This is a genomic window from Paenirhizobium selenitireducens ATCC BAA-1503, from assembly GCF_000518785.1.
Taxonomy (GTDB): Bacteria; Pseudomonadota; Alphaproteobacteria; order Rhizobiales; family Rhizobiaceae; genus Allorhizobium; species Allorhizobium selenitireducens.
This window is the reverse complement of sequence record NZ_JAEG01000002.1, coordinates 251975-275136: the sequence shown is the minus strand read 5'-3', so window position 1 is coordinate 275136 and position 23162 is coordinate 251975. Positions and strand designations below refer to the sequence as shown.

Sequence of the window (23162 nt, the reverse complement as noted above, 5' to 3'; positions counted from 1 at the left end):
GTGCCGGAGACCGCGCCATCCGTAAACTGTCCTCCGGTCGCCGACAGGCTAACGGAACACGCCGGTCACGTGTTCCATGCCCATCCTTCGGCCAGTCCCGGCGACTGCTGCGCTCAGCGGTGCGTCGGGTCGTTGGGGCCTCGCTCCTGTCTGCCGCCATCGCCGCCGTCACGCGGCTCTTCGGGCTTGCATTTCAGCACCGGACAACGGAGCCGGTCGGCGCTCGGCACGCTGACCCGATCGGTGATTTCCCCTGGCCGGCAGAAGCGACGGCTTGCGACATAGGTGTCGGAAAGCATGCGCCCGCCCTTGGGCTTTGATGGATAGGCCAGCACGACAATGCCGTGCTGGCGCACTGTGGCCTGGACCCGGTCGCAGGACATGCGCGTGGACGTATACTTCGGCACGGCTTGAGCCGATGTTGCAATAATCAGCAGCGGCAGGACGGCAAGCAGGATTTTCATGATGGCACACCTTCCGTGAAAAGAACGTTGTCTTCTATGCGCGTCTGCTTGTTGTCGGGCGGCCTCGTCCCACATAAGCAGGGTAGCAAATCATACGCTCCTCAAGCGAAGACTAAAAGACAGGAGGTCCGCTCATGACGATCAACCACGACCAATATGAAGCCGCTTATCTCTCTGAGATTCTCCGCGACACGAAGACGATCGCTCTGGTCGGCGCATCGCCCAATCCGGCGCGCCCGAGCTATGGTGTCATGCGCTTCCTGCTGTCCAAGGGCTACCGCGTCATCCCGGTCAATCCCGGGCAGGCGGGCAAGGAAATCCTCGGCCAGACCACCTATGCGACCCTGGCCGACATCCCGGAGCCGATCGACATGGTCGACGTCTTCCGCGCCTCGGAATATCTCCACGAAGTCGTCGACGACGCACTCGCTCTCGACCCGCGCCCGAAGGCGATCTGGTCCCAGCTGTCCGTCCGCGACGACCTTGCCGCGAAGGAGGCGGAAGCGGCCGGGATCAAGGTCGTCATGAACCGCTGCCCCGCGATCGAAATGCCGCGCCTCGGGCTCTAGGCCGAAACGCCCGCTGTCTCAGCCGAGCAGAAATTCCGGATTGGCGCGCAACGCATTGAGGTCGCTCGCATTGCCGCAATAGTGGGCGAAGTTTTCACTTGCCGAGTGCGCGCCCAGATCCTTGCGGCATTCGCCCTTGGAGGCGCAGTGTGCACAAGTGATCTGCATTTCACGGAACTGGTTGCGAAGCCGCAATTCGACCTCGGACGGATCGATGTTGAGCGCCCGCATCATCTCGATCATCTCGTCGGCGGCATGCGGGCCGGCCTTGGCAAGCTCGATCAGCTGATCGGGCGAAATGCCGCAATCATGCGCGATGGTGTTGATGGTGAACTGGTCCAGGGAAGCGATCATGTCGGCCTCGGCACTGCTCTCCCACCCCTTGGCGAACCAGTCTACCAGACGTGAAAGCACGGTGCGTGTCGGATCGTTGACGACGGTATTCATGGACAACCTCCAAATTGTATCCGCAGGATGCGACCGCGACACGATGGCTGCATTGATTTCGATCAAAGTAAGCCGCCCGAAACTGGCCTCCGATTGGTGAAAAAACCGGGCTGACATCACGGCTTGAGCCGTTATGATCGCCGCGACTGAATTCTAGTGGAGGCAAGAAATGTCCAAGAACAATCCGGGTTTTGCGACCCTTTCCGTGCATGCAGGCGCCCAGCCGGACCCTGCGACGGGCGCACGCGTCACGCCGATTTACCAGACCACGGCCTATGTCTTCAACGATGCCGACCACGCCGCGGCGCTGTTCGGTCTGAAGCAGTTCGGCAATATCTACACGCGCATCATGAACCCGACTCAGGCCGTGCTGGAAGAGCGCGTCGCAGCCCTCGAAGGCGGCACGGCAGCCCTTGCCGTCGCCTCGGGTCATGCGGCGCAGATGCTGGTCTTCCACACGCTGATGCAGCCGGGCGACAACTTCGTCGCAGCCAAGAAGCTCTATGGTGGCTCGATCAACCAGTTCGGCCACGCCTTCAAGAATTTCGGCTGGCAGGTGCGCTGGGCCGACCCGGCCGATCCCGATAGCTTTGCCGCGCAGATCGACGACCGGACGCGGGCGATCTTCATCGAGAGCCTTGCCAATCCGGGCGGCACCTTCGTCGACATCGCGGCGATTTCCGAAGTCGCCAAGCAGCACGGGCTGCCGCTGATCGTCGACAACACCATGGCAAGCCCCTATCTGCTGCGGCCGCTGGAGCATGGCGCCGATATCGTCGTGCATTCCGCCACCAAATTCCTCGGCGGCCACGGCAATTCCATGGGCGGCATCATCGTCGACGGCGGGACCTTCGACTGGTCGGCCTCCGGTAAGTTCCCGATGCTGTCCGAGCCCCGGCCGGAATATTCGGGTGTCGTGCTGCACCAGACCTTCGGCAATTTCGCCTTCGCCATCGCCTGCCGCGTGCTGGGTCTGCGCGACCTTGGCCCGGCGATCGCGCCGATGAACGCCTTCCTCCTGCTGACCGGTATCGAGACCCTGCCGCTCCGGATGCAGCGCCATTGCGACAATGCGCTGAAGGTCGCAACCTGGCTGAAACAGCATCCGAAGGTCGCCTGGGTAAACTATGCCGGCCTCGACAGTGACCCGAACCACGCGCTGCAGAAGCGCTACTCACCGAAGGGCGCGGGCGCCGTCTTCACCTTCGGCGTCAAGGGCGGATATGCCGCCGGCAAGGCGCTGGTGGAAGGGCTGCAGCTCTTCTCGCATCTCGCCAATATCGGCGACACCCGCTCGCTGGTCATCCATCCGGCCTCCACCACCCATGCCCAGCTGACCGAAGCCCAGCAGATCGCGGCCGGCGCTGGCCCCGACGTGGTCCGGCTGTCGATCGGCATCGAGGATGCCGAAGACATCATCGGCGATCTCGAGCAGTCGCTCGCCAAGGTCTGATCCATCAACCGAACGAGCGCCGCAGCCCTGCGTGGCCGCGGCGCCGAGGAGCGAGCATGTCGCACTACCTGAACTTCGATCCCTCGACGGTCGAGCCGGAGGAGGGCGCGCCTGCCGCCGACCGCCTGATTGCCGGCAATCCGCGTTTCACCACCTGGAACCTCGAAGAGGCGCCGGGGGGCGTCTATGCCGGCATCTGGCAGTCGACCCCGGGCAAATGGCGGATCTCCTACGAGGAGTGGGAATATTTCCACGTGCTCGAAGGCCATTCCGTGGTCACGGAGGACGGCGGAACCCCGGTGCATCTGAAGCCCGGCGATCGCATGATCCTCAGGCCCGGCTTCAACGGCACCTGGGAAGTCGTTGAAACGACTCGCAAGGACTACGTCATCCGCATCTAGCCTTAAGCACACAGCGCACACCGGGATCGATGCGCGCCGTGGTTCTCGATGGAATTGGGGACGGTAGCCGGGTCAGGCGGCGGTGCCGGCCATTGCATCCACTTCGGCCTGGTGCCGGGCGGCAAGGGCGGCGTCATCCTCGGCCACCTTGCGAAACGATTCCAGCGCCGTCATTCGCGCAATGTAGTCGCGGAACACCGACCGGTCCGGCACGAGCCCGAACATCGTCGTCCAGTGCAGCGCCGTTCCCCACAGAAGGTCGGCGGCGCTCATCCTGTCACCGAGCAGAAAGGGACCGGGCTTCAGCGCATCCTCGATCACCGCCAGTATGTCGTCAAAGCTGCTGTACGGCGTGTCGTTGGGGCTGGCCGGTTGGCGCTTCAGGTAGCGGTCGATCATCGCCGGTTCGAAGCAGCTGCCGTAGAAGACCAGCCAGCGCAGATAGGCGCCGCGGTCCGGGTCGTCGAGCGCCGGCGCAAGGCCGGCCTCGGCAAAGAGGTCCGCGAGATAGAGGTAGATCGCCGCCTGCTCGGTGACGAAGGCCTTGCCGTGGCGGATCGCCGGCACTTTGCCGAGCGGATTGATGGCGAGATAGGCGGGCTTGCGCTGTTCGCCGGCCTTCATGTTGAGCACATGCAGCCGATAGGGCGCCTTCAGCTCCTCGAGCAGGAAGCGCGCGCCGGTCGCGCGGGTCTGGGGCGAGTAGTAGAGGGTGATCGGTTCCTGGGTCATGGTCGTCTCCTTCGGTTGGGTGGAATGGATGATTGAAGGATCGCACGTCATACCTGTCAGCTTTTGTCAGGTTGGTCTAAGATAATTTCCGAAAAGGAGATTTCCTGATGCGGGCGAGCCGGCTGATCAACATCCTCACCACCTTGCAGGCAAACGGCCTGGTGACCGCCGAGACCCTGGCGGAGGAGAACGAGGTCTCGGTCCGCACCATCTATCGCGACATCGACGCGCTCTCGCTCGCCGGAATCCCGGTCTACAGCGAACGTGGCTCGGACGGCGGCTACCGGCTGCTCGACGGCTACCGGGTGCGATTGAACGGCATGTCGCAGGCGGAAGCGGAAGCGATGTTTCTGTCAGGCTTGCCGGGCGCGGCCGCTGACCTCGGGCTTGGTTCCCTGATGGCCGGCGCACAGAAGAAGATGACCGCGGCGCTGCCGGAGGAATTGCGCCAGAGTGCGGCCAAGATGCAGGCAAAATTCCATCTCGATGCGCCGACCTGGTTCGGCGAGAACGAGCAGCCGCTCCACCTCCAGGCGATCGCCGATGCGGTGTGGAATTCGAAACGCATTCGCATGCGCTACCGCGCCTGGAAGTCCGAGAAGAACCGCGAGGCCGAACCGCTCGGCGTCGTGCTGAAGGGCGGAGCGTGGTATATGGCGGCGAAGGTCGAGGAGAGCGTCCGGACCTATCGTATTGCCCGCATACTGGATCTCGTCGTCACCGAGGAGCGCTTCGAGCGGCCGGGCGATTTCGATCTCGCGTCCTACTGGAACGAGAACACGCGCCGCCTGGAAGAGGAGCTTCACCCCAACACCGCCACGCTGCGTCTGTCGCCCTGGGGGCTGACCATGCTTCAGCATAATAGTCCGTCTTTCGTGCGCTCACGCATGGAGCTGTCGGACGAAGCCGACCCGGATGGCTGGCGGACGATCAGACTGCCCGTCGCCACGAACCGGCATGCCGTATCCGAATTGCTGCGGCTGGGGGCGGATGTGGAAGTCCTGGAGCCGACGGATCTCCGGGCCGCGATCGGCGCCGAAGTGCGGCGCCTGACGGAGCGCTACCGAGCGGACGCCGGCTGCTGATCGCGCCGCGGCCGGGCGCTGGCGGCTCTTTCAGTGTGATTCCCTGACTGAAACGCCGGGCGCAAGCCGTTGAAACGACTCGGCGAACGCTGCTTGTCCGACTCGCTCCGGTCAGTCCTTTTCTTCGCCTGAAAATGCTGTGGCGAAATCTTTCGAGGCGATGAAGGCAAGCGTGCGCCGAAGTTCTTCCGACCGTTCCTTGCCGAAAACCTTGTCGAAACGCGTCTGGGCGTCCTGCCAGCGGGCGACCATCTCGCGCCGCCGTGCGAGGCCCGCTTCCGTCAGCCGCACCCGCTTGGCCCGCCGGTCTTTCTCGTCCGGCACGAGTTGCACCAGCCCGTCGCGGATCAGCGGCTTCAGCGTGTGTCCGAGCGCCGAGAGATCCATCACCATGGCCTCGGCCAGCTCCTTTTGCGTCGGCGCGCCCGAATGGGCGATCTGCGACAGGAGCGAGAATTGCGTGCCGCGCAACCCGCTGTCGCCCATGGCGTCGTCGTAGAGCTGGCCAAGTTGCCGCGCGGCGCGGCGCACCGCGCTGTTGCTGCAATACTGCCAGACGCCTTCGTCCTCGCTGCCGCTCATGCTGTCCTCTTCGATCCGCTTGTCCGCAATGGCGCAACCATGCCCGCATTCGGGCGCGGCTTCCATCGCCCGCAGAAAATTTGTCGTGGGGGCTTGAATGCCGGCACCTCTTCGCAAATATAGTGGTATATACCAGTAAATACCAACCCCAGGAGAACAGCATGACCTCGAACCCCACAACCGCCCCCGGAACGGCCCTCGTCACCGGCGCCTCGTCCGGCATCGGCGCCACCTATGCCGACCGGCTTGCCCGCCGCGGCTATAACCTCGTTCTCGTCGCCCGCGACGCAGGACGTCTCGATGCGCTCGGAAGCCGGCTGGCCGATCAATACGGGGTAAAGAGCGAAAGCCTGCGGGCCGATCTCTCGGACCGCGCCGACATCAGGAAGGTCGAGGATCGGCTGCGCGGCGATGCGGGCATCACGCTCTTCGTCAACAATGCCGGCGTCGGACCCAAGGGCCCGCTCCTGCAGGGCGATCTCGACGATTTCGACCGCATGGTCGAACTGAACGTGCTTGCCGCCAACCGGCTGGCGATCGCGGCCGCCCAGGCCTTTGCCGGGAGAAGGGCGGGGGCGATCATCAACACCGCATCCGTCGTCGCGCTCGCCCCGCATTTCTTCAACGGCACCTATAGCGCCTCCAAGGCCTTCGTCCTCATCCTGACGGAATCGCTCGCAGCCGAACTGCAAGGCACCGGCGTGCGGCTGCAGGCAGTGCTTCCCGGACTGACCCGCACGGAACTGTTCGACCGCGTCGGCGGCTCGATCGACGATCTCGATCCGAACATGGTGATGGAGGTCGGCGACCTCGTCGACGCGGCCCTGGCCGGTTTCGATCAGGGCGAACTCATCACCATCCCGTCGCTGGCCGACAGCAGCCTCTATGACAGCTATCACGCGGCCCGGAGCGTGCTGATGCCGCATCTGTCGCTGAGCCGTCCGGCGGGGCGCTACGGCCTTGCCGGCTGACGCTCACCAGCTGAGGTCGAGCCGCTCCAGCCCGTGGAAGTGATAGACGTCCTTCACCTTGGGCGGGGCGGCGAGCTTGAGGCCCGGCAGCCGCTTGAACAGCAGCGGCAGGACGATGTTGAGTTCGAGCCTCGCCAGCGGCGCGCCGATGCAGAAATGGATGCCGGCGCCGAAGGAAAGGTTCGGAGCCTCGTTGCGCTCCGGCTTGAAGCTCAGCGGATCGGTGAACTTCAGCGGATCGAGATTGGCGGCGGCAAGAATCAGGCTGACCTTGTCGCCGCGCTTGAACGTGACGCCGTCGATCTCGGCCGGTTCCAGGCAATAGCGCTGGAAGATATGCACCGGCGCGCAGATACGTAGCGTCTCCTCGACCGTGCGTTCCGTCGCCGCTTCGTCGCGGAACATCTCGGCGGTGGACAATCCGCTTTCGAGGATGATCCGCACCGAATTGCCGATCTGGTGCACGGTCGCTTCATGGCCGGCATTGAGCAGCACGATCGTCGTCGAGATCAGCTCGTCCTCGGTGAGGAACTGGCCCTTGTGCTCGGTGTGGATCATATGGGTCAACAGGTCGTCGCGCGGATGGGCGCGACGCTCGGCGATCATGCCGCGCACATAATCGGCGAATTCCCTGGCGGAGCGGTCGGCGGCCTCCTCGTCGGCGCGATTGCGCTTGAACATGTACATGCCGACATAGTCGTGGCTCCATTTCAGAAGCTGCGGTCCCATCTCCTCCGGAATGCCGATCATGCGGGCGATCATCGTCACCGGAATGATGTCGGCGAAGGAGGAGAGCAGTTCCGTCCTGCCGTCCTTTTCGAAGGCGTCGATCAGCCCGTTGGCCAGCGTCTCAATCTCCGGCTTCATCTTCTCGACATGGCGCGAGACGAAGGCGCGGTTGACGAGCGTCCGAAGCCGCGTGTGTTCCGGCGGCTCGAGTTCGAGCAGCGAATGCGCCTCGGCGGCATCGAAGTGCCGCGTATGCGGGCACGGTTCCGGCATGCCCAGTTCTTCCCGCGTGGCGATGTGCAGGATCTGCCGGCCGAAGCGGCGGTCGCGCAGCAGGCCGTTGACGTGGTCATAGCCGGTGAAGAACCACTGCTTCTGTTCCTCCCAGTAGAAGGTCGGGCAGGACGCATGCAGCGCGGCGTAGACGCGGTTCGGGTCGCTGTAGAAGGCCGGGTTGCGGGCGTCGAGGCTGACGCGGCGCGCGGTTGTGTCGATGGTGAGGAAGGGGAGTTGGGTCATCTGGGTGATCTATCGAATTTGCGCGGAGTGCGAAAGGCCGTTTACGGCTTGGACAGACCGGCTTGCGGCGATGCCTTGGCGACCAGGCGCCTGAGGGCGGCAACCTGGCGGTCGGCCTGCGCGTCCAGACCTTCGGGACCATCCGTGGGAACGGTGAGCACACGATCGCCGCTCAGAACGGTGGTGCGGTTGCGGCCGCGTGCCTTGGCCTTGTAGAGCGCCCTGTCGGCATTGCTCATCAACTGGTCGAGATCGACCTTGGCGGCCGGCGCCGTCGCGATGCCGATGCTGACGGTCGCCGAGACCGGCCCCTTGTCGGTTTCTATCCGCGCGGCAGAGAATGCCTGGCGGATGGCCTCGGTGACGAGAGCCGCTTCGCGCACGTCCCGGACCTCGAAACCGGCCATGAATTCCTCGCCGCCGGTGCGCCCGAAGATGCCGCTGGTCGGAACCAGCGCCCGGCACATGTCGGCGAAGGCGATGAGCACCGCGTCGCCGGCCTGGTGGCCGTAGGTGTCGTTGATCTTCTTGAAGTGGTCGAGGTCGAAGAGCGCAAGCGCGACCAGGCGGCCGGAAGCGGCCTTCGACGATGAGAGGCTGGCGAAGTCCTCGACCAGGCCGCGACGATTGAGCGCCCCGGTCAGCGGATCGGTGCGGGTCAGATGACGGAGGCGCTGCTCCGAGCGATCCATGATGATCCTGGCGCCGATCATGATCACGGCGATAAAGCCGAAGACGCTGGACACGGTGGAGATGGCCGAGAATGGTGCGGCCTGAAGGCTGCGGGGCATGGTGGCAAGGCTGATCGCCGCGACGGTCAGGCAGACCAGCGCTTGCCAAACCCAGATCCCCGCCAGCAGGCGGCGCAGGCGTTGCCCGGCGATGTCATGGCGGATGGCGACGGCGGCCAGCATGGCGAAACCGCAGGCGGCAGAAAGATTGTAGAGGGCGATCCGGTAGGCGACGTCGTCCCGGATCGGCTCAAGCAGCATTCCGGCGATCCAGGTGAGCACCGGGATGGCCGCCCATCCGGCCAGCGGACGCTTCGCAAGGGAAAGCATTCCGGCGATCCAGAAGGGGAAGCTCGAGAGCGCGACCGCGTTGGCGAGCAGGATGGACAGCCAGTCCGGGATCGCGCCGCGCGCGGCAACGAGCGCGACGCCCAGCCCATGGCCGGCAAAGCCGAGAGACCAGAGGCCGAAATGACGTTGCGAGCGGTCGTGCAGCCACACCGCAGCGAGTAGCACGGCCAGGGTCGAGGCTTCCATCGCCCACAGGAATAGCGCGGTCTTGATATCGAGCACGGGATCGGCCTTGCGTGCGGTCCTGAGGATTGGCGCAAGATGGGGCAGAGTGTTTAACGAGTCCTTACTCAGAGGCGGCCCACCGCAGGTTCGCACAAGCTTGACGGTATCTATTAGCATTCGGTTTACCAACTGCCGCGCAATAGCTGTGGCTGCTGGGGGCGGCGGCATAGGCGGGGACGGGGCAAGGGTCTATGCCTCTTCATCCACGCCCGAGGTATTAAGGATAACCGAGCCGCGAGTCTTGAAGTCGAGGGTGCGGACACTCTATGTAGGGATTGACAGGTTTTATTTGATTCCCGCCGCGCATCGAGTGTTTGGGGATGAGGCTGATAAAGGACGGACATGAGAAATCCAGTTGATACCGCCATGGCCCTGGTGCCGATGGTTGTGGAGCAGACGAACCGCGGCGAGCGCTCCTATGACATCTTTTCCCGCCTCCTGAAGGAGCGCATCATTTTCCTCACCGGTCCGGTCGAAGATACGATGGCGTCGCTGGTCTGCGCGCAGCTGCTGTTCCTCGAAGCCGAGAACCCGAAGAAGGAAATCGCCCTCTACATCAATTCCCCCGGCGGCGTCGTCACCGCCGGCATGGCGATCTACGACACCATGCAGTTCATCCGTCCGGCCGTTTCGACGCTTTGCGTCGGTCAGGCCGCGTCGATGGGTTCGCTGCTTTTGGCCGCCGGCGAGAAGGGCATGCGCTTCGCCACCCCGAACGCCCGCATCATGGTCCACCAGCCCTCCGGCGGGTTCCAGGGCCAGGCCTCGGACATCGAGCGTCACGCCCGCGACATCATCAAGATGAAGCGCCGCTTGAACGAAATCTATGTGAAGCATACAGGCCGCAGCCTCGAAGAGGTTGAACAGACGCTTGATCGTGACCATTTCATGGAAGCGGGCGAGGCCAAGGACTGGGGCCTGATCGACAAGATCCTGACGTCGCGTCAGGAGAACGAAGGCGCCCCCGCGGCGTGATTGCGGCCCCGGCTGGTCGCGGTTCGATTTCCATGAACCGCTTGTGATCGGCTTTGGGGGTGTAATCAGTCGATGAAAGCGCTATTGGTACCTATTAAGGCTATGTTGTGGTTTTGTGACGTAGCCTTGCGATTTGAAGAGGTTCTCGTTGCCGCCGATCCTGAAACTGGATTGAATGGATCGGTAAGTACCTCCAAATCGGGTAAGGTTTCGGCCGTCAGGTGACAGCCGGAGCCGGCGGTGTGAGTGACCGCCCCCTGCTGGTCGGGGGAGCGGCGTGCTGGAAGGATAAAGACATGAGCAAGGTCAGCGGAAGCAACGGCGGTGACTCCAAGAATACCCTCTATTGTTCCTTCTGCGGCAAGAGCCAGCACGAGGTCCGCAAGCTGATTGCCGGACCGACGGTGTTCATCTGCGATGAATGCGTCGAATTGTGCATGGACATCATCCGCGAAGAAAACAAGTCGTCGATGGTCAAGTCCCGCGACGGCGTTCCCACGCCGCAGGACATCATCAAGATCCTCGACGAATACGTGATCGGCCAGAGGCAGGCCAAGAAGATCCTCTCGGTCGCGGTGCACAATCACTACAAGCGCCTGTCGCACGCCTCCAAGGGCGGTGACGTGGAGCTGGCCAAGTCGAACATCATGCTCGTCGGCCCGACCGGCTGCGGCAAGACCTACCTTGCCCAGACGCTCGCCCGCATCATCGACGTGCCCTTCACTATGGCCGATGCGACGACGCTCACCGAAGCCGGCTATGTCGGCGAGGACGTCGAGAACATCATCCTGAAGCTGCTGCAGTCGGCCGACTACAATGTCGAACGCGCCCAGCGCGGCATCGTCTACATCGACGAAGTCGACAAGATTTCGCGCAAGTCCGACAACCCCTCGATCACCCGTGACGTTTCGGGCGAAGGCGTCCAGCAGGCGCTTCTGAAGATCATGGAAGGCACGGTCGCTTCGGTTCCGCCGCAGGGCGGCCGCAAGCATCCGCAGCAGGAATTCCTGCAGGTCGATACGACGAACATCCTGTTCATCTGCGGCGGCGCCTTTGCCGGCCTCGACAAGATCATCTCGGCCCGTGGCGAAAAGACCTCCATCGGCTTCGGCGCGACGGTTCGGGCGGAAGACGATCGCCGCGTCGGCGAAGTGCTGCGCGAACTGGAACCGGAAGATCTGGTGAAGTTCGGCCTCATCCCGGAATTCATCGGCCGTCTGCCGGTTCTGGCGACGCTCGAGGACCTTGACGAGGATGCGCTGATCCAGATCCTGTCGGAGCCGAAGAACGCCCTGGTCAAGCAGTACCAGCGCCTGTTCGAGATGGAAGACATCGAACTGACCTTCCACGAGGACGCGCTTCGCGAGATTGCCCGCAAGGCGATCACCCGCAAGACCGGTGCCCGTGGCCTGCGCTCGATCATGGAAAAGATCCTGCTCGACACCATGTTCGAACTGCCGGAACTCGAAGGCGTTCGTGAAGTGGTCATCTCCGAGGACGTCGTGCGCGAATCTTCTCGTCCGCTCTACATCTATTCGGACCGGCAGGAAGAGAAAGCCAACGCTTCCGCCTGACGCGAGACTCGTTATTTCGATAGAAAACCCGCCACACCGGCGGGTTTTTTTCGTTTATGCTTTCTTTCGGCGATAAACGACCAAGAAGTCGGCGAATTTGGCGATCCGTGGTTTTCCGAAGCGGAGGGTTGGGCTACAAAGCTAAAGTGCTTCGGCGCGACCGATCGGGTCGCCGGCCGGAGCAGGGCGCCTCGCGCTCCGTTCCGCGCCCGTCGGGCAAGCGTGTTTTGTAGCGTTGTGTCGCCGTCTGTAACGCCGCTGTCACATATGGGTGCGGCAGCTTATTGGGCAGGCTTGAATTCACTGTCGCGGAACTCCACTTGTTGGTGGAGCAAGAGATGTGCCAGTTGCCTTCGGGGATTGGCACCAGGTTCCGGTTCACGCCGGGACGTCGGAAAGGAATGAAAATGTCGAAAACGTCTGCAGCAAACGAAGGCAATATCTATCCCGTATTGCCCCTGCGCGACATCGTGGTTTTCCCACACATGATCGTGCCTCTGTTCGTCGGGCGCGAGAAGTCCATTCGCGCTCTCGAAGAGGTGATGGGCTCCGACAAGCAGATCATGCTGGCAACCCAGATCAATGCCGGGGACGATGATCCGGCATCCGATTCGATCTACGAGATCGGCACCGTCGCCAATGTCCTCCAGCTGCTCAAGCTGCCGGACGGCACGGTAAAGGTCCTGATCGAGGGCCGCGCCCGCGCCAAGATCGAATCCTACACGGGCCGCGAGGAGTTCTATGAGGCGACTGCCCATGTTCTCGCCGAGCCGGACGAGGATCCGGTCGAGATCGAAGCGCTCAGCCGCTCCGTCGTTTCGGAGTTCGAGAATTACGTCAAGCTGAACAAGAAGATTTCGCCGGAAGTCGTTGGCGCCGCAAGCCAGATCGAGGACTATTCGAAGCTGGCCGACACGGTCGCCTCGCATCTCTCCATCAAGATCACCGAAAAGCAGGAAATGCTGGAAACGGTGAGCGTGAAGACGCGCCTCGAAAAGGCGCTCGGCTTCATGGAAGGCGAGATCTCGGTTCTCCAGGTCGAGAAGCGCATCCGCTCGCGCGTCAAGCGCCAGATGGAGAAGACCCAGCGCGAATACTACCTGAACGAACAGATGAAGGCGATCCAGAAGGAACTCGGCGACGGCGAAGACGGCCGCGACGAGATGGCCGAACTGGAAGAGCGCATCGCCAAGACCAAGTTCTCCAAGGAAGCCCGTGAAAAGGCCGACGCGGAGCTGAAGAAGCTGCGCCATATGAGCCCGATGTCGGCCGAAGCCACCGTCGTGCGCAATTATCTCGACTGGTTGCTCGGTCTGCCCTGGGGCAAGAAGTCCAAGGTCAAGATCGATCTGAACGCCGCCGAGAAGATCCTCGACGAGGACCATTTCGGCCTCGACAAGGTCAAGGAGCGCATCGTCGAATATCTCGCCGTCCAGACGCGCGCAACCAAGCTCAGGGGCCCGATCCTGTGCCTCGTCGGCCCTCCGGGCGTTGGCAAGACCTCGCTCGCCAAGTCGATCGCCAAGGCGACCGGCCGCGAGTACATCCGCATGGCACTCGGCGGCGTCCGTGACGAAGCCGAAATCCGCGGCCATCGCCGCACCTATATCGGCTCGATGCCCGGCAAGGTCATCCAGTCGATGAAGAAGGCGAAGAAGTCCAACCCGCTCTTCCTTCTCGACGAGATCGACAAGCTGGGTCAGGACTATCGCGGCGATCCGTCGTCGGCCCTGCTCGAGGTCCTGGATCCGGAACAGAACTCGACCTTCATGGACCACTACCTGGAAGTCGAGTACGACCTGTCGAACGTGATGTTCATCACCACGGCGAATACGCTCAACATTCCCGGCCCGCTCATGGACCGCATGGAGATCATCCGGATCGCCGGCTACACCGAGGACGAGAAGCTGCAGATCGCCAAGCGGCACCTGCTGCCGAAGTCGATCAAGGAACATGCCCTGCGTCCGGAAGAGTTCTCGGTCGCTGACGATGCGATCAAGGCGATCATCCAGCAGTACACCCGCGAAGCCGGCGTCCGCTCGTTCGAACGGGAACTGATGAAGCTCGCCCGCAAGGCCGTCACCGAGATCCTCAAGGGCAAGACCAAGTCGGTCGCCGTGACCGCCGCCAACATCCATGATTATCTCGGCGTGCCGCGCTATCGCCACGGCGAAGCCGAGGGCGAGGATCAGGTCGGTATCGTCACTGGTCTGGCATGGACCGAAGTGGGCGGCGAACTGCTGACAATCGAAGGCGTGATGATGCCGGGCAAGGGCCGCATGACGGTCACCGGCAACCTCAAGGAAGTGATGAAGGAATCGATCTCGGCGGCGGCGTCCTACGTCCGCAGCAGAGCCGTCGATTTCGGCATCGAGCCGCCGCGCTTCGACAAGTCGGACATTCACGTCCACGTTCCGGAAGGGGCAACCCCGAAGGATGGCCCGTCGGCCGGTGTCGCCATGGCAACCGCCATCGTCTCGATCATGACCGGCATCCCGGTCAACAAGGACGTGGCAATGACGGGCGAGATCACGCTTCGTGGTCGCGTCCTGCCGATCGGTGGTCTGAAGGAGAAGCTGCTCGCGGCACTGCGCGGCGGTATCAAGAAGGTCTTGATTCCGGAAGAGAACGCCAAGGACCTGGCGGACATCCCGGACAACGTCAAGAACAACCTTGAGATCGTTCCGGTCTCGCGCATGGGCGAGGTCATCCGCCACGCCCTGATCCGCGTACCTGAACCGATTGAATGGGACGGAACGGTCGAAACACCGGCCATCGGCACCGTCGAAGGAGTCGACGAAACAGGGGCTTCTTTGGCGCATTGAGGCTGATTTCGCCTTAGTCTTGCCAAATTGGCACATCGAACGGAAAAAGGCTGGCAAAAATGCCAGCCTTTTTTGTGCAAACTCCCCGAAAGCGCTTGTTTTCCGGGCCATTGCGGTGCTTTTGAGTTGCTTAGGGCAGATGCATACGTATTCTCCGCCCGACTTATCCATTGAGTCGTTTCATACCAATCAGAAAGGGTGGAAACATGAACAAGAACGAACTCGTATCCGCGGTCGCCGAAAAGGCAGGCCTCACCAAGGCCGATGCAGCTTCCGCCGTTGACGCCGTTTTCGAAACGGTTCAGGCCGAGCTGAAGAACGGCGGCGATGTTCGCCTCGCTGGCTTCGGTGCTTTCACCGTCGCTCGTCGCGAAGCCTCGAAGGGCCGCAACCCGTCGACCGGCGCTGAAGTCGATATTCCGGCCCGTAACGTGCCGAAGTTTACGGCTGGCAAGGGTCTCAAGGACGCCTGCAACAGCTAATCCGCTGATCGCTTCCCTGCCTGGAGCAGGGCAGGCCATACCAAGTGAAAGCCCGGCCGTCGTGCCGGGCTTTTTTCGTCTGGCGTGCTTGTGCGATCTGCGCACTTGCCGTATCGCTCGAAATGCCGGTTTTCCGGCATTCGTTCTCAGGGCGGGGTGCAAGTCCCCACCGGCGGTAAGGAAGCTTGCTTCCAAGCCCGCGAGCGCCTTCCGGGCTTGTTCCGGGAGGGTCAGCAGATCCGGTTGAATTCCGGAGCCGACGGTCATAGTCCGGATGAAAGAGAATGAGGCAATTGGTCGTGGCGCCGCGTTTCCGGATGGATTTGTCCGGATGCAGGCGGCTTGGCCTGCGTATGCCGTTCGGTTTCCGGATGGCGGTGCAAGCGGGTAGGCTCGTCCAGGCGGGCCCTTTCGCGAATGCCCTCATGCGTCCTGATTTGTGTTGGTCCTCGATGAAGGAAAGAAACATGAATCAGAGCTCCCTTACGCTCTCCCGCTCCCGCGCTTTTGCCGGAGCCTCCTACATGGTGCTGGCGGGTATCGCCTTCGCCCTGCTCAATGTCGCGACCCAGTGGCTGGCGATGACATTGGCCTTCCCGCCGGCCTCCACGGCCTTCTGGCAATATGGCTTCGCCCTGGTGCTGTCGCTGCCGCTGCTTTTCAAGCTCGGCCTGCGGGCGATGCGCACGCACTATCCCTGGCGTCATCTGCTGCGCGTTCTGCTCGCCGCTCTCGGCGTGCAGGCCTGGGTCACCGGGCTTGCCACCGTGCCGATCTGGCAGGCGATCGCGCTGGTCATGACCTCGCCCTTTTTCATCATCATCGGCGCGAGGCTCTTCCTTGACGAGAGCGTCGGCTGGCCCCGCTGGGTGGCGACGCTCGTCGGTTTCGTCGGTGCGATGATCATCCTGCAGCCCTGGGCGGACACGTTTTCGCTGGCGGCACTCCTGCCGATCCTGTCGGCATTGCTGTGGGGCGGATCGTCGTTGATGATGAAGAACCTGACGGCCTTCGAGCCGCCGGAGACGATCACGGTCTGGCTGCTGGTGCTTTTGACGCCGATCAATGCCGGGCTGGCGCTCGCCTCGGGCTTCGCCGTGCCGACCGGCCTTGCCCTGGCGCTGCTGCTTGCGGCGGGCCTCCTGACGGTCGTCGGCCAGTATCTGCTGACGCTTGCCTATAACGCGGCGGATGCGGCCTATGTGCAGCCCTTCGACGACCTGAAGCTGCCGCTCAACGTGCTCGCCGGCTGGCTGGTCTTCGGCTATGCGCCGGCCGGTTATCTGTGGCTCGGAGCGCTGCTGATCCTCGGCGCCTCGCTGTTCCTCATGACGGCCGAGATGCGCAAGGAACGGACGTCCGCCTGACGGGGAAGGGGCGTCGCGCAATCCGTCCGGATTGTCATCCGCCTGTCATCCGCATGACGCAAAAGCCTCCTGTTCCTTTCTCACGGAAACAGGAGGTTTCCCATGACGTATGGCTTTTCCCGCGCGGCGCTCACCGCAGCCCTGCTGGCTTCCGTCGCCGCACCCGCCGGCGCCGAGCAGGTTTTCAATCGCATTGCATCCTTCCCCGTCGCCACCAATATTCCGGCCGACAAGGACGCCAAGTCCGTCTCCTCCGCCGAGATCATCACGGCGACTGAAGACGGCATGATGCTGATCTATTCCGACAGCCCGCTGGGCGCCATCGGCTTTGTCGACATTTCCGACGCCAAGGCCCCGAAGGCTGCCGGCGCCCTGATGATGGACGGTGAGCCCACCTCGGTCACCGTGGTCGGTGGCAAGGCGCTCGTCGCCGTCAACACCTCCGAGAGCAAGGCCAAACCGTCGGGCAGGCTTTCGATCGTCGACATCGCCTCGAAGGCGATCGACGCCAGCTGTGATCTGGGCGGCCAGCCTGATTCGGTCGCGGTCTCCGCCGACAAGAGCTTCGCCGTCGTCGCGATCGAGAACGAGCGCGACGAAGATCTGAACGAAGGCGAGCTTCCGCAGCTGCCGGCGGGCGATCTCGCCATCGTCTCCCTGAAGGACGGCGTTGCCGATTGCGCCTCGATCAAGCACGTCGCCCTGACCGGCCTTGCCGAAGTCGGCGCAGATGATCCGGAGCCGGAATTCGTCTCGATCAACAGCCTTGGCGAGATCGCCGTGACGCTGCAGGAGAACAACCACATCGCCATCGTCGACGGCAAGACCGGCACGGTGAAGACCCACTTCTCCGCCGGCGCCATCGACCTGGCCGGCATCGACACCAAGTCCGACGGCGCGCTGAAGTTCGTCGGCAAGAAGGACGGCGTCCTGCGCGAGCCGGACGCCCTGAAGTGGCTGGATGACGATCGCTTCGTCGTCGCCAACGAGGGTGACTACGAGGGCGGTTCGCGCAGCTTCACCATCTTCGACAAGAACGGCAAGGTTCTCCACGAATCCGGCCCGTCGCTCGAACTCGCCATCGCCCAGATCGGCCACTTCCCCGACAAGCGCGCCAAGTCCAAGGGCGTCGAGCTCGAAGGTCTGGAAGCCGCCACCTTCGGTGACCAGAAGTACTTCTTCGTGCTCTCCGAGCGTGGCTCGATCGCCGCCGTCTACAAGGACACCGGCGCCGAGCCCGAACTCGTCCAGCTTCTGCCGTCGGGCGTTTCGCCGGAAGGTGCGGTCGCCATCCCGAGCCGCAACCTGTTCGCCACCGCCAACGAGGTCGACCTGGTCGAGGACGGCGGCGCCCGTTCGCATGTCATGCTCTATGAACTCGGCGAAGGTGAAGCCGCCTATCCGACCATCCGCTCGGAAATCGTCGACGGCGCGCCGATCGGCTGGGGCGCTCTCTCGGGCCTCGTCGGCGATGCCGAGAAGGCAGGCAAGCTCTATGCCGTGAACGACAGCTTCTACGCCATGCAGCCGACGATCTTCACCGTCGACGCGACGCAGAAGCCGGCGGTCATCACGACGGCCCTGCCGGTCACCCGCGCAGGCCAGCCGGCCCAGAAGCTCGACATCGAAGGCATCACGCTTGACGGCAAGGGTGGCTTCTGGCTCGCCTCCGAAGGCGATCCGGCAAAGCTCGTCGGTCACGGCATCTACAATGTTGATGCCAAGGGTGAGATCAAGGCGGAAATCGGCTTGCCGGTCGAACTGCTCGCCGGCCAGACCCGCTTCGGCTTCGAAGGCATTACCTCGGTTGGCGAAGGCGACGACCTGACGCTCTGGATGGCCGTCCAGCGCGAATGGAAAGACGACGACAAGGGCACGGTCAAGCTCGTGTCGTATAACCCGAAGGCGAAGGAATGGGGCGCCGTGCGCTACCCGCTCGACAAGGGTGCCGATGGCTGGGTCGGCCTCTCCGAAATCACCGCCCATGGCGACCACGTCTACATCGTCGAGCGCGACAACCTGATCGGCGATGCCGCCAAGATCAAGAAGCTCTACCGCGTGGCGATTGCCGACCTGAAGCCGGCCAAGATCGGCGAGGCCTTGCCGCTGGTCACCAAGGAGGAAGTCCACGACTTCCTGCCGGACCTCAAGGCCGCGACCAACGGCTATGTCCTCGACAAGCTCGAGGGCTTCACCTTCGACGCCGAAGGCAAGGCCTTTGCCGTCACCGACAATGACGGTGTCGACGACTCCTCGGGCGAGACCCTGTTCTTCCCGGTCGACCTCAAGGGCACCAACTGACCAACATCGTCCTCCCAAGACGATTGGAGGCCGGGTGAGCGATCACCCGGCCTCCACTGCATTTGCGATCCGGATTGACGCTTGGGCGTCGCCTACCAGCGCTGATGGACGTGCGGAGCGATCAGCCGGTCGTAGATGTCCTTCGCCGCAGCCATGACGTCCGGCGAAAGGGCCGGCAGGCCGGAAGCCGCCGCATTGGCCTGAGCCTGGGCGGCATTGCGTGCGCCGGGGATGGCCACGGTGACCGCCTCGTGCATCAGGATCCAGCGCAGCGCGAAGGCCGCCATCGCCGTGCCGGCAGGCACCAGCTTGCGGACCTCCTCGACGGCCTGAAGGCCGGTCTCCAGAGGCACGCCGGCAAAGGTCTCGCCGACATCGAAGGCCTCGCCATGGCGGTTGAAGTTGCGGTGGTCCTCGGCCGCGAACTGCGTCGCTGCGGTGATCTTGCCCGACAGGAGGCCGCTTGCCAGCGGCACGCGGGCGATGACCGCGACGTTGCGGCGCCTGGCTTCCTGGAAGAACAGCCCGGCCGGGCGCTGGCGGAACAGGTTGAAGATGATCTGCACGCTGACGACGCCCGGATATTCGATCGCCTTCAGCGCCTGCTCCACATTCTCGACGCTCACCCCGTAATGGGCGATCTTGCCGGCCCGCTTGAGCTCTTCCAGTCCCTCGAACACTTCCGGGTGATAGTAGACCTCGGCCGGCGGGCAATGCAGCTGCACGAGGTCGAGCCGCTCGACCCCGAGGTTGTGGAGTGAGCGATCGATGAAGCCTTCCAGATTGGCCTTGGTATAGCCGCCTGCCACATGCGGATTGAGCCGTCTGCCGGCCTTGGTGGCAACCATCGGCCGCGCGCCGCCGCGGGCCTTCAGCACCTCGGCAATGATGCGCTCCGAGCGCCCGTCGCCATAGACGTCGGCAGTGTCGACGAAGGTCATTCCGGCATCGAGTGCGGCATTGAGCGCCGCCCGGCCGTCCGCTTCGGAAACTTCGCCCCAGGAGCCGCCGATCTGCCATGCGCCGAAACCGATGTCGCTGACGGTGAAGTCCGTTCTGCCGAATGAATGCTGTCGCATGGTCGATCCTCCTCGTTGATGAACTCTGCATCGTTGCAGTTAGCAAGGGCCGGGCAGGCGGGCAAGGGAAGCGCGGGCGACTGCGCGCGACGAGTGGATCTGTCAGTCATGCACGCCGTAAATTCACCGTGAAAGGCGGATAGGAGAGGGCTCCTCGGTTGCTGCCCCTCGAATCCGGGATGAAGGCGTGAGACTGCTATCGGCGTTCTTGAAGGTTCTGCGACTGGCTTCGCTGCTGGCCCTCGGGCTCGCGGTGTGGAATGCCGCGACCTCCGTCTATCGCTCCGGCATGATGTTCGGGCTGTTCGACCCGGCGGCCCTCGCCGAATACCGGCTGTATGCGGCGCCGGCCGGCGCTTACGTCGCGGAGATCGAAGAGGCCATCGCCGCCGGCGACCACGACTATGCCGTAGCCCTCTTCAATCTGGCGGTCCGCCACGGCCACGCCCTGTCTCCCGCCCTTCGGGAGCGCGCCGAAGGCACATGGCTCGGCCGCGCCTATCTGACCGGCAGCCGCGCGGCAAAAGGCTTCGTCGTCGGCTCGCTCGACAGCGGGGCGGAGATCGCCGGCTCGGTGACCAGCGACCTGATCGGCGTCGGCGATCTGCGCGACTTTTCCGTCCAGGGCTACCGCTATGTGGCGGGCGACGACTACGATCCGATCCTGCTGGGATTGTCTGCCGTCGGGATCGGCCTGACCGTCTCCGCCCTCGGTACCGCCGGCGCCGCAGCCGTTCCCGATGCCGGCCTCTCGGTGCTGAAGAATGCCCACCGCGCGCGTAAGATCTCTGGCCCGCTCACCGCCTATCTGACGAAGAATGCGGCAAAGCTGGTGGACACCCGCATCTTGAAGGCGGAACTAATGGCAGCGAGCGACGAAGGCGCGCTCGGTCTCGCCCGGCTTCAGAAGGTCGCGGCCCGTTCTGTGGACGGCAAGGTCGCGCAGACCCTCGTCGATGACGCGACGGTGCTCGGAACGATCGGGACGAAGGGCGGAGTGCGCAGTTCGCTAGCCGCCCTGGCCATTGCCGACGGCCCGAAGGATCTGCGCAAGCTGCAGCGGGTCGCTACCCGCTTCGGCGACGAATCGCATGCGGTGATGAAATTTCTCGGCCGGTCCATACTGGAGATCGGGGCGGCGCTCTATGCCATCGCCGCAGCCGTCGCCAGTCTGTTGCTGGCATTCATGCTCGCCGTGCTGCGTCTGAGTGCGAGAATGTTTGCCCGGTTCGCTCTGGCCGGGGCGCCGGCGTCCGCACCCGTACTGAAGATCCTGCGACTCATCTGAACCAAGCTCTCCGCCATTCTCCCGAACTGCAGTCGCGCGGGCATGAAAACCAGTCTGCCGCTTCTGCCGTAACGGGATAGGCCGCAACAAATCCCTGGCGGCCCGGAGAGCACCCGACATGACCCATCCGGCGTCGCAGCCGCGGCAGTCCGCCCTGATCTGCTTCTATTACGCCCTGCCGGCCTTGCCGATGGCAGCGATCGCGCTCCCGCTCTACATCATCGTGCCGAGCTTCTACGCGGCCAGCTTTGCCATCCCCCTTGCAGCCATCGGCGGGGTCCTGTTGGCGATTCGCCTGATCGATGCCGTGACGGACCCGCTTTTCGGCTGGCTTGCCGACCGGGTGACGTGCCGATTCGGTCGCCGCCGCGGATTCTTTCTCTCCTCTGTGCCTTTGACGGCCCTTGCCGCCTTGATGCTCTTCTGGCCGCCCGTCGATGCCGGCCTGATCTATCTGGCGCTCTGGGGAACGGCGCTTTCGATCGGCGCCACCTGGACGCTTCTGCCCTATACCGCCTGGGGCGCGGAACTTTCGGACGGCTATCACGACCGCGTCCGGGTCTCGGCCTGGCGCGAAGGCGCGACGCTCGTCGGATCGCTGCTGGCCATCTCGCTGCCCTTCGTCGGCGGACTCGAGCGGGCGGATGCCTTTCACGGCCTTGCCTGGATCGCGGTCTTCGTCGCCGTCGTCCTGCCGCTAGCCGCCGGCCTGGCGGTCTGGCGGGTGCCGGAGCCGGTCGACCGGTCGGTGCGCCGCCTGTCCCTTCGCGAGAGCCTGTCGCATCTCGCCGGCAACCGGCCCTTTCTCCGGCTGGCCGCAGCCTTCCTGCTCAACAGCTTCGCCAATGCCATACCCGCCTCGCTGTTCATCTATTTCGTCACCGCCCGCCTGGACGCGCCGGGATGGGAAGGGCCCTTGCTGTTCTCCTATTTCCTCGCCGCGGTCGCGGGCGTTCCGCTCGCCGTGTGGACGTCGGCCAGAATGGGCAAGCACCGCGCCTGGTCGGTCTCCATGGTGCTCGCCTGCCTGGTCTTCTCGGGCGCGGGCCTGCTCGGGGAGGGGGATGCCGTCCTCTTCGCCGTGATCTGCGTCGCGACCGGTCTGCTGCTGGGATTCGACCTGGCGCTGCCGCCGGCCATTCAGGCCGACGTCATCGACAACGACACCGTGCGATCGGGAGAACAGCGTTCCGGGCTCTACTTCGCCGCCTGGAGCTTCATCACCAAGCTGTCCCTGGCGCTGTCGGCCGGCATTGTCTTTCCGCTGCTGGGATTTGCCGGCTTTTCAACCGCTCCCGGTTCGTCGCAGAGCGCAACGGCACTGCAGGCGCTGGGTGCCCTCTATGCTTGGCTGCCGATTCTGCCGAAGCTGGCCGCCATCGCGCTGATGTGGCGCTTTTCCCTGGACGAAACCGAACAGAAGCGATTGCGCACGCTGCTCGCGTGAGACGCGGGCGCCATGGATGGGATGGTATTTCAAACGGGAAGGGAATGGTGGGCGATGAGAGACTCGAACTCCCGACATCCTCGGTGTAAACGAGGCGCTCTACCAACTGAGCTAATCGCCCTTCCGCAAGGCCGGGCGTTGCCGGCTGCGTCGGTGGCCGTGATCTATGCGGATCGGCAAAAATCCGCAAGAGTGTTTGTGAAGATTTTTTGATTTTTTTGCCCGGCCTTCGATGCGCGTCGGCGGCAACCCCCGGCTTTGCGGGCTTTTGACCGGGGGCGGGCAGGGAGAGTTTTCCACCGGCTTCAGCTGGCCGCGGGAGAGCGCCCGAACAAATTTCGCTCTGTCATGGATTTGTCTCCGATCGTGCTTGACACCAATAACCGAACCCCTTAGTTAGCCGCTCATCGAACGGCCTAGCCGATCGAAACGAAGCGGCAACGCTCTCGTTTGAGAAATGCGCGGGTGTAGCTCAGTTGGTTAGAGTGCCGGCCTGTCACGCCGGAGGTCGCGGGTTCGAGCCCCGTCACTCGCGCCATTCTCAAAATTTCTGCCCTTGTCGTCA

General features: G+C 63.5%; 20 protein-coding genes, 2 tRNA genes and 1 riboswitch. Of the genes, 14 read left to right on the top strand and 8 right to left on the bottom strand.

Annotated elements, in window-relative coordinates:
* Positions 1-113 precede the first annotated feature (113 nt).
* Complete coding sequence (locus L867_RS24650; RefSeq protein WP_181141529.1) at positions 114-464, bottom strand: hypothetical protein; 351 nt, start codon at positions 462-464, stop codon at positions 114-116.
* 140 nt (positions 465-604) lie between these two features.
* On the opposite strand from L867_RS24650, the gene L867_RS0105800 reads away from it, so the two are divergent.
* Positions 605-1033, top strand: coding sequence for a CoA-binding protein (locus tag L867_RS0105800; protein ID WP_028736001.1), 429 nt, complete (start codon positions 605-607; stop codon positions 1031-1033).
* A gap of 18 nt (positions 1034-1051) precedes the next feature.
* Here L867_RS0105800 and L867_RS0105795 read toward each other — a convergent pair whose 3' ends face one another.
* Positions 1052-1480, bottom strand: coding sequence for a DUF6455 family protein (locus tag L867_RS0105795; protein ID WP_028736000.1), 429 nt, complete (start codon positions 1478-1480; stop codon positions 1052-1054).
* Between the two features lie 169 nt (positions 1481-1649).
* On the opposite strand from L867_RS0105795, the gene L867_RS0105790 reads away from it, so the two are divergent.
* The gene (locus L867_RS0105790; RefSeq protein WP_028735999.1) at positions 1650-2933 is read left to right on the top strand and encodes an O-acetylhomoserine aminocarboxypropyltransferase; all 1284 of its coding nucleotides are present in this window, start codon (positions 1650-1652) and stop codon (positions 2931-2933) included.
* 56 nt (positions 2934-2989) lie between these two features.
* Entirely contained in the window at positions 2990-3334 is a 345-nt protein-coding gene (locus L867_RS0105785) for a cupin domain-containing protein (RefSeq protein WP_028735998.1), read from the top strand.
* A gap of 72 nt (positions 3335-3406) precedes the next feature.
* Here the strand turns inward: L867_RS0105785 and L867_RS0105780 are convergent, their stop codons facing one another.
* Positions 3407-4066: a glutathione S-transferase family protein gene (locus L867_RS0105780; protein WP_028735997.1), complete on the bottom strand. Its 660-nt coding sequence runs from the start codon at positions 4064-4066 to the stop codon at positions 3407-3409.
* 107 nt (positions 4067-4173) lie between these two features.
* Here L867_RS0105780 and L867_RS0105775 point away from each other — a divergent pair, with 107 nt between their 5' ends.
* Positions 4174-5151, top strand: a complete 978-nt coding sequence (locus L867_RS0105775; protein ID WP_028735996.1) for a helix-turn-helix transcriptional regulator — start codon at positions 4174-4176, stop codon at positions 5149-5151.
* Positions 5152-5262: 111 nt separating this feature from the next.
* On the opposite strand, the gene L867_RS0105770 is transcribed toward L867_RS0105775, so the two are convergent.
* Positions 5263-5733, bottom strand: a complete 471-nt coding sequence (locus tag L867_RS0105770) for a MarR family winged helix-turn-helix transcriptional regulator (protein ID WP_028735995.1) — start codon at positions 5731-5733, stop codon at positions 5263-5265.
* A 161-nt stretch (positions 5734-5894) separates the two neighbouring features.
* Here L867_RS0105770 and L867_RS0105765 point away from each other — a divergent pair, with 161 nt between their 5' ends.
* Positions 5895-6704, top strand: a complete 810-nt coding sequence (locus tag L867_RS0105765) for an SDR family NAD(P)-dependent oxidoreductase (RefSeq protein WP_028735994.1) — start codon at positions 5895-5897, stop codon at positions 6702-6704.
* A gap of 3 nt (positions 6705-6707) precedes the next feature.
* Here the strand turns inward: L867_RS0105765 and L867_RS0105760 are convergent, their stop codons facing one another.
* Both L867_RS0105760 and L867_RS0105755 read right to left on the bottom strand, forming a co-directional pair.
* A complete protein-coding gene (locus L867_RS0105760) occupies positions 6708-7952 on the bottom strand; it encodes a cytochrome P450 (protein ID WP_028735993.1) in 1245 nt (414 codons plus the stop codon).
* 41 nt (positions 7953-7993) lie between these two features.
* The gene (locus tag L867_RS0105755) at positions 7994-9256 is read right to left on the bottom strand and encodes a GGDEF domain-containing protein (RefSeq protein ID WP_028735992.1); all 1263 of its coding nucleotides are present in this window, start codon (positions 9254-9256) and stop codon (positions 7994-7996) included.
* Between the two features lie 345 nt (positions 9257-9601).
* Between L867_RS0105755 and clpP the strand changes: the two genes are divergently transcribed.
* The 6 genes from clpP to L867_RS0105725 all read left to right on the top strand — a co-directional run bounded on the left by clpP (position 9602) and on the right by L867_RS0105725 (position 18783).
* Positions 9602-10234 carry an ATP-dependent Clp endopeptidase proteolytic subunit ClpP gene (clpP, locus tag L867_RS0105750; RefSeq protein ID WP_028735991.1) on the top strand — a complete coding sequence of 211 codons (633 nt, stop codon included), beginning with the start codon at positions 9602-9604 and terminating at the stop codon, positions 10232-10234.
* Positions 10235-10530: 296 nt separating this feature from the next.
* Positions 10531-11808 carry an ATP-dependent Clp protease ATP-binding subunit ClpX gene (gene clpX, locus L867_RS0105745; RefSeq protein ID WP_028735990.1) on the top strand — a complete coding sequence of 426 codons (1278 nt, stop codon included), beginning with the start codon at positions 10531-10533 and terminating at the stop codon, positions 11806-11808.
* A 407-nt stretch (positions 11809-12215) separates the two neighbouring features.
* A complete protein-coding gene (lon, locus tag L867_RS0105740; RefSeq protein ID WP_028735989.1) occupies positions 12216-14633 on the top strand; it encodes an endopeptidase La in 2418 nt (805 codons plus the stop codon).
* 206 nt (positions 14634-14839) lie between these two features.
* The gene (hupB, locus tag L867_RS0105735) at positions 14840-15115 is read left to right on the top strand and encodes a DNA-binding protein HupB (protein WP_028735988.1); all 276 of its coding nucleotides are present in this window, start codon (positions 14840-14842) and stop codon (positions 15113-15115) included.
* A 138-nt stretch (positions 15116-15253) separates the two neighbouring features.
* A riboswitch (FMN riboswitch) is annotated at positions 15254-15405 on the top strand.
* Between the two features lie 177 nt (positions 15406-15582).
* Complete coding sequence (locus tag L867_RS0105730) at positions 15583-16482, top strand: DMT family transporter (protein ID WP_028735987.1); 900 nt, start codon at positions 15583-15585, stop codon at positions 16480-16482.
* Between the two features lie 102 nt (positions 16483-16584).
* On the top strand, positions 16585-18783 hold the full coding sequence (locus tag L867_RS0105725; protein WP_028735986.1) for an esterase-like activity of phytase family protein: 2199 nt from the start codon (positions 16585-16587) through the stop codon (positions 18781-18783).
* 92 nt (positions 18784-18875) lie between these two features.
* On the opposite strand, the gene L867_RS0105720 is transcribed toward L867_RS0105725, so the two are convergent.
* Entirely contained in the window at positions 18876-19862 is a 987-nt protein-coding gene (locus L867_RS0105720) for an aldo/keto reductase (protein ID WP_028735985.1), read from the bottom strand.
* A 187-nt stretch (positions 19863-20049) separates the two neighbouring features.
* On the opposite strand from L867_RS0105720, the gene L867_RS0105715 reads away from it, so the two are divergent.
* Positions 20050-21150: a hypothetical protein gene (locus L867_RS0105715; RefSeq protein WP_146086586.1), complete on the top strand. Its 1101-nt coding sequence runs from the start codon at positions 20050-20052 to the stop codon at positions 21148-21150.
* Positions 21151-21268: 118 nt separating this feature from the next.
* Positions 21269-22597: an MFS transporter gene (locus L867_RS0105710; protein ID WP_028735983.1), complete on the top strand. Its 1329-nt coding sequence runs from the start codon at positions 21269-21271 to the stop codon at positions 22595-22597.
* 45 nt (positions 22598-22642) lie between these two features.
* Here L867_RS0105710 and L867_RS0105705 read toward each other — a convergent pair.
* A tRNA-Val gene (locus L867_RS0105705) sits at positions 22643-22718 on the bottom strand.
* Positions 22719-23058: 340 nt separating this feature from the next.
* On the opposite strand from L867_RS0105705, the gene L867_RS0105700 reads away from it, so the two are divergent.
* Positions 23059-23135 (top strand) — tRNA-Asp (locus L867_RS0105700).
* The last annotated feature ends 27 nt before the right edge of the window (positions 23136-23162 follow it).

What these genes read in the sequence shown, in the direction of transcription:
- L867_RS0105710 (WP_028735983.1), top strand. Translation starts at nt 21,269, where the DNA reads ATGACCCATCCGGCGTCGCAGCCGCGGCAGTCCGCCCTGATCTGCTTC.
- L867_RS0105725 (WP_028735986.1), top strand. Translation starts at nt 16,585, where the DNA reads ATGACGTATGGCTTTTCCCGCGCGGCGCTCACCGCAGCCCTGCTGGCT.
- L867_RS0105780 (WP_028735997.1), bottom strand. Translation starts at nt 4,066, where the DNA reads ATGACCCAGGAACCGATCACCCTCTACTACTCGCCCCAGACCCGCGCG.
- L867_RS0105765 (WP_028735994.1), top strand. Translation starts at nt 5,895, where the DNA reads ATGACCTCGAACCCCACAACCGCCCCCGGAACGGCCCTCGTCACCGGC.
- L867_RS0105770 (WP_028735995.1), bottom strand. Translation starts at nt 5,733, where the DNA reads ATGAGCGGCAGCGAGGACGAAGGCGTCTGGCAGTATTGCAGCAACAGC.
- lon (WP_028735989.1), top strand. Translation starts at nt 12,216, where the DNA reads ATGTCGAAAACGTCTGCAGCAAACGAAGGCAATATCTATCCCGTATTG.
- L867_RS0105720 (WP_028735985.1), bottom strand. Translation starts at nt 19,862, where the DNA reads ATGCGACAGCATTCATTCGGCAGAACGGACTTCACCGTCAGCGACATC.
- L867_RS0105785 (WP_028735998.1), top strand. Translation starts at nt 2,990, where the DNA reads ATGTCGCACTACCTGAACTTCGATCCCTCGACGGTCGAGCCGGAGGAG.
- clpX (WP_028735990.1), top strand. Translation starts at nt 10,531, where the DNA reads ATGAGCAAGGTCAGCGGAAGCAACGGCGGTGACTCCAAGAATACCCTC.
- L867_RS0105790 (WP_028735999.1), top strand. Translation starts at nt 1,650, where the DNA reads ATGTCCAAGAACAATCCGGGTTTTGCGACCCTTTCCGTGCATGCAGGC.
- L867_RS0105795 (WP_028736000.1), bottom strand. Translation starts at nt 1,480, where the DNA reads ATGAATACCGTCGTCAACGATCCGACACGCACCGTGCTTTCACGTCTG.
- L867_RS0105760 (WP_028735993.1), bottom strand. Translation starts at nt 7,952, where the DNA reads ATGACCCAACTCCCCTTCCTCACCATCGACACAACCGCGCGCCGCGTC.
- L867_RS24650 (WP_181141529.1), bottom strand. Translation starts at nt 464, where the DNA reads ATGAAAATCCTGCTTGCCGTCCTGCCGCTGCTGATTATTGCAACATCG.
- L867_RS0105775 (WP_028735996.1), top strand. Translation starts at nt 4,174, where the DNA reads ATGCGGGCGAGCCGGCTGATCAACATCCTCACCACCTTGCAGGCAAAC.
- clpP (WP_028735991.1), top strand. Translation starts at nt 9,602, where the DNA reads ATGAGAAATCCAGTTGATACCGCCATGGCCCTGGTGCCGATGGTTGTG.
- L867_RS0105730 (WP_028735987.1), top strand. Translation starts at nt 15,583, where the DNA reads ATGAATCAGAGCTCCCTTACGCTCTCCCGCTCCCGCGCTTTTGCCGGA.
- hupB (WP_028735988.1), top strand. Translation starts at nt 14,840, where the DNA reads ATGAACAAGAACGAACTCGTATCCGCGGTCGCCGAAAAGGCAGGCCTC.